Source organism: Porticoccus sp., assembly GCF_041592135.1.
Lineage (GTDB): Bacteria > Pseudomonadota > Gammaproteobacteria > Pseudomonadales > Porticoccaceae > Porticoccus.
In genome coordinates this window covers 1-5,600 of the sequence record NZ_JBFHQR010000145.1, presented here as the reverse complement: position 1 = coordinate 5,600, position 5,600 = coordinate 1, and the positions used below count along the sequence as shown (strand labels likewise).

The window sequence follows — 5,600 nt, the reverse complement described above, 5'->3', positions numbered from 1 at the left end:
GGTATGGCGCTTCGGCCTCTACTACTACTTTGTCTTCGGCGGCTTCCTGGCCCTGACCCTGTGGCTGCCCCAGTACTACGTGGGCGAATACGGTCTCGACCTGAAAACCGCCTCCTTCGTCACCCTGCTGTTCACCCTGCCAGCGGCCATCATTCGGGCTCTGGGCGGCTGGTTTGCCGACAACTTCGGCGCCCGCCGCATCAACTGGTCAGTGTTCTGGGTCTGCCTGGTGTGCCTGTTCTTCCTCTCCTATCCGCCCACCACCATGACCATCCACGGCATTGAGCGCGACCTGTTCCTGGGTATTCGCATCAACCTCTGGGTGTTCGTGCTGCTGACCTTCGTGATGGGCCTGGCGATGGGCTTCGGCAAGGCCAGCATCTACCGGATTATCTACGACTACTACCCGGACAACGTCGGTGTCGTGGGCGGCGCCGTGGCCGCCATCGGCGCCCTCGGCGGCTGTTCGCTGCCGATTCTGTTCGGCCTGGCCGCCGATCTCACCGGCATTCGCAGCTCCTGCTTCATGTTGCTCTACGGCGTACTCGCCGCCTGCATGGTGCTGATGTTCTACGCTATTAAGCTGGATGAGTTCCGTCACCGGCTGGACCAGGCGAAAGCCGACGATTTTTTAACGTTATAAGACTGTACTCACGAGGAGCGCCATCATGGCCGATTTACAAAAATGGGATGTCGAGGATGCCAGTTTCTGGGAATCCGAGGGCAAAAAAATTGCCACCCGAAATCTGTGGATTTCCATTCCCAGCCTGCTGTGCGGTTTTGCCGTGTGGCTCTACTGGGGCATCATCACGGTGCAGATGCTCAACCTGGGCTTTCCCTTTGCCAAGTCCGAGTTGTTCACCCTGTCCGCCATCGCCGGTCTCACCGGCGCCACCCTGCGAATACCGAGCAGCTTCTTTATCCGCTTATGCGGCGGGCGCAACACCATCTTTTTCACCACCGCGTTGTTGATGATCCCCGCCCTGGGCACCGGTATCGCCCTGCAGGACAAGGACACCCCGCTGTGGGTATTCCAGGCGCTGGCGCTGCTGTCCGGCTTCGGCGGCGGCAACTTCGCCTCCTCCATGTCCAACATCAGCTTCTTCTTCCCCAAGAAGCAGCAGGGCCTGGCGCTGGGATTGAACGCCGGCCTCGGTAATTTCGGCGTCACCACCATGCAGATCCTGATTCCGCTGGTGATGACCTTCGGCCTGTTCGGCGGCGATCCGATGATCCTGGAAAACACCTCCGGCACCCTGATCGGCAAGATTCCCGCCGGCAGCGAGACCTGGATCCAGAACGCCGGCTATATCTGGCTGGTACTGCTGATTCCGCTGGCCTTCGCCGGCTGGTTCGGCATGAACAACATCCGCTCCCAGGAAGTGTCACCCGACCTCCCCAACCCGGTCGCCAGCTTCGGCATGATCGCCGGCATGCTGCTGATCGGCTTCATCACCGCCGCGGTGGGCCTGTGGCTGCTGCTGCCGGAGTCCGCCAACGGTTCCGGCTTTGGCGTGCCCAAGGAAATCGTCATGGTGCTGGTGATCGGTTCCACGGTGTTCTGGCTGAAGATGCTGCCCGGCGCCATTGGCACCAGCCTGACCCGCCAGTACAAGATCTTCAACAACCCCCACACCTGGGTGATGAGTGTTATCTACACCATGACCTTCGGCTCGTTCATCGGCTTTGCCGCCTCCTTCCCGCTGGCCATCAAGGTGATCTTCGGCTACCAGCATGTGGTGGTGGACGGCGTGATGACCCACGACACCATCAACGTCAACGGCCCCAGCGCCCTGATGTACGCCTGGATGGGCCCCTTCATCGGCGCCCTGATTCGCCCGGTCGGCGGCTGGATTGCCGACAAGCTGGGCGGCGCCATGGTTACCCAGATCTGCTCCGTGGTGATGGTGGGCAGTGCGTTGGGCGTGGCCTACTACATGAAGGCCGCCTACAACTCCGCCAGCCCCGAAGAGTTCTTCCTGCCCTTCTTCCTGCTGTTCCTGCTGTTGTTCGCCGCCACCGGCATCGGCAACGGCTCCACTTTCCGCACCATCGCCATGGTGTTCCCGAAGGAACAGGCCGGTCCGGTGCTGGGCTGGACTTCCGCGGTGGCCGCCTACGGCGCCTTCTACATCCCCAAGGTGATTGGCGAGCAGATTACCGCCACCACCCCGGAAGTGGCGCTGATCGGCTTCGCCGCCTTCTACGCGGTCTGTATCGGCATCAACTGGTGGTTCTACCTGCGCAAAAACCGCAGCGACACCGATCTGCAATGCCCGAAATGCGGGGAGCACTTCACCCTGCACAAGGACGGTGAGTTCTATAACCCGTAACCGGAGAAATCCCTCAGGCCGGAGGAATAACCCTCCGGCCATTCGAGATAGAGCCCGAATCGGCGGCTTACCAGCCCCGACCAAGATAGAGAGAGTAACGTCATGAGTCATTTCCTCGACAGCTTGCAGTTCTTCAAGAAAACCGTCACAGGAGAATTTGCCGACGGTCACGGCGAGACCCGCAACCAGAACCGCGAGTGGGAGAACAGCTACCGCCAGCGCTGGCAGCACGACAAGATCGTGCGCTCCACCCACGGGGTGAACTGCACCGGTTCCTGCAGCTGGAAAATTTACGTCAAGAACGGCCTGATCACCTGGGAGACCCAGCAGACCGATTACCCGCGCACCCGCCCGGACCTGCCCAACCACGAACCGCGCGGCTGCCCCCGGGGCGCCAGCTATTCCTGGTACATCTACAGCGCCAACCGCCTCAAGTACCCCAAGGTGCGCAAGCCGCTGCTGAAACTGTGGCGCGACGCCCGCAAACAGTTCGACAACCCGGTGGATGCCTGGGCCTTTATTGTCGAGGACCCGGTGCGCGCCGCCAGCTACAAGACCAAGCGCGGCCTGGGGGGCTACGTGCGCTCCTCCTGGGACGAAGTCAACGAAATCATCGCCGCGGCCAATGTCTACACCGCCAAGCAGTACGGACCGGATCGCATCATCGGCTTCTCGCCGATTCCGGCCATGTCGATGGTGTCCTACGCCGCCGGCGCCCGCTACCTGTCGCTGATCGGCGGAGTGTGCCTGAGCTTCTACGACTGGTACTGCGACCTGCCGCCGGCCTCGCCGATGACCTGGGGTGAACAGACCGATGTGCCGGAGTCCGCCGACTGGTACAACTCCAACTACATCATCGCCTGGGGTTCCAACGTGCCCCAGACCCGCACCCCAGACGCCCACTTCCTCACCGAGGTGCGCTACAAGGGTGCCAAGACCGTCTCCATCACCCCCGACTACTCGGAGGTGGCCAAGCTGACCGACATCTGGCTGAACCCGAAACAGGGTACCGACGCGGCGCTGGGCATGGCCTTCGGCCACGTCATCCTGAAGGAATTCCACCTGGAAAAACCCAGTGAGTACTTCACCGAGTACGTGCGCCGCTACTCCGATATGCCGATGCTGGTACTGCTGGAGGAAAAAGACGGTCGTTACTGCCCCACCCGCTTCCTGCGCGCCTCGGACCTGAATGGCAGTCTCGGCCAGGACAATAACCCGGAGTGGAAAACCATCGCCCTGGACGAACCCAGTGGCGAACTGGTGTCACCGCTGGGCGCCATCGGCTACCGCTGGGGTGAACAGGGCAAATGGAATATTGAAAACCGCGAGGGCGGTGAAGGCCGCGAGGTGACACTGCAACTGTCGCTGATTGGCGGCAATACCGTACCGGTGTCCTTCCCGCACTTTGCCGCGGACGAGCGCAACGAGCACTGGAACTACTGCGAGCACGATGAAATTCTGCCGCGACTGGTACCGGCGCGGGATATTCAACTGGCCGATGGTTCCACCGCCAGGGTCGCCACCGTCTACGACCTGACCATGGCCAACTACGGCATCGACCGCGGCCTCGGCGGCGGCAATGTGGCCGCCAGCTACGACGACGACATCCCCTTCACCCCCGCCTGGCAGGAGAAAATCACCGGCGTGCCCCGGGACCGGGTGATCCAGGTGGCCAGGGAATTCGCCGACAACGCCAACAAAACCCGTGGCAAATCCATGATCATCGTCGGCGCCGCCATGAACCACTGGTACCACATGGACATGAATTACCGCGGCCTGATCAACATGTTGATCATGTGTGGCTGTATCGGCCAGACCGGCGGCGGCTGGGCCCATTACGTGGGCCAGGAAAAGCTGCGCCCGCAGACCGGCTGGCTGCCGCTGGCCTTCGGCCTGGACTGGAGCCGCCCGCCGCGGCACATGAACGGCACCAGCTTCTTCTACAACCACAGCTCCCAGTGGCGCCACGAGAAGGTCAGTATCCACGAGGTGCTGTCACCGCTGGCGGACAAATCCCAGTGGCCGGAGCACATGCTCGACTACAACATCAAGGCCGAGCGCATGGGCTGGCTGCCGTCGGCACCGCAACTCAACCGCAACCCGCTGCAGGTCGCCCGGGATGCCGCGGCGGCGGGCATGGAGCCAAAGGATTACGTAGTCCAGCAACTGAAATCCGGGCAGCTGAAGTTCGCCGCCGAACAGCCGGACAACCCGGCCAACTTCCCGCGCAACATGTTTATCTGGCGCTCCAACCTGCTGGGTTCCTCCGGCAAGGGCCACGAGTACATGCTCAAGTACCTGCTGGGCACCAACAACGGCGTCATGAACGAGGACAACTTCGCCCGCGGCAGTGACCTGATTCCCCAGGAAATCGACTTCGAGGAAAAAGGCCCCGTCGGCAAGCTGGATCTGGTGGTGACCCTGGACTTCCGCATGTCCTCCACCGCGCTGTACTCGGACATCGTGCTGCCCACCGCCACCTGGTACGAGAAGGACGACCTCAACACCTCGGACATGCACCCCTTTATCCACCCGCTGTCGAAGGCCGCCGATCCCGCCTGGGAGGCGCGCTCCGACTGGGATATCTACAAGGGCATCGCCAAAAAGTTCTCCGAAGTCGCCGCCCTCAATGGCAACCTCGGGGTGGAAACCGATATCGTCACCGTGCCCACCCTGCACGACACCCCCGGGGAACTGGCGCAACCGTTCGAGGTGCAGGACTGGAAGAAGGGCGAGTGCGAGCTGATCCCCGGCAAGACCGCACCGAATATCGTGGCGGTGGAGCGGGACTATCCCAACACCTACAAGAAGTTCACCTCCCTGGGGCCATTGCTGGAAAAACTCGGCAACGGCGGCAAGGGCATCGGCTGGAACACCGATGAGGAAGTGGAACTGCTGCGCAAGCTCAATTACAAGGTCACCGAGGAGGGCATCAGCCAGGGACAGCCGCGCATTGAAAGCGCCATCGACGCCGCCGAAGTGGTGCTGAGTCTGGCACCGGAAACCAACGGCAATGTGGCGGTGAAAGCCTGGGAGGCCCTCGGTAAATTCACCGGCCGCGACCACAAGCACCTGGCGGAACCCAAGCACGACGAGAAAATCCGCTTCCGCGACATCCAGGCGCAGCCGCGCAAGATCATCTCCTCCCCCACCTGGTCCGGCCTGGAGGATGAACACGTCAGCTACAACGCCGGTTACACCAACGTCCACGAGTTTATTCCCTGGCGCACCATCACCGGTCGCCAGCAGTTTTACCAGGATCACCTG

Annotated in this window: 3 protein-coding genes; all 3 read left to right on the top strand. The window is 61.9% G+C overall.

Annotation, left to right across the window (positions count from 1 at the left end; translation table 11 throughout):
- A partial coding sequence (locus tag ABY948_RS10910; RefSeq protein WP_461482567.1) for an MFS transporter occupies positions 1-643 on the top strand: 643 nt, incomplete at its 5' end.
- Between the two features lie 25 nt (positions 644-668).
- Positions 669-2,333 (top strand): MFS transporter, encoded by a 1,665-nt coding sequence (locus ABY948_RS10905; protein ID WP_461482566.1) that lies wholly within the window; start codon positions 669-671, stop codon positions 2,331-2,333.
- A 102-nt stretch (positions 2,334-2,435) separates the two neighbouring features.
- Positions 2,436-5,600, top strand: a 3,165-nt coding sequence (locus tag ABY948_RS10900) for a nitrate reductase subunit alpha (RefSeq protein ID WP_461482565.1), incomplete at its 3' end; no start/stop codon positions are given.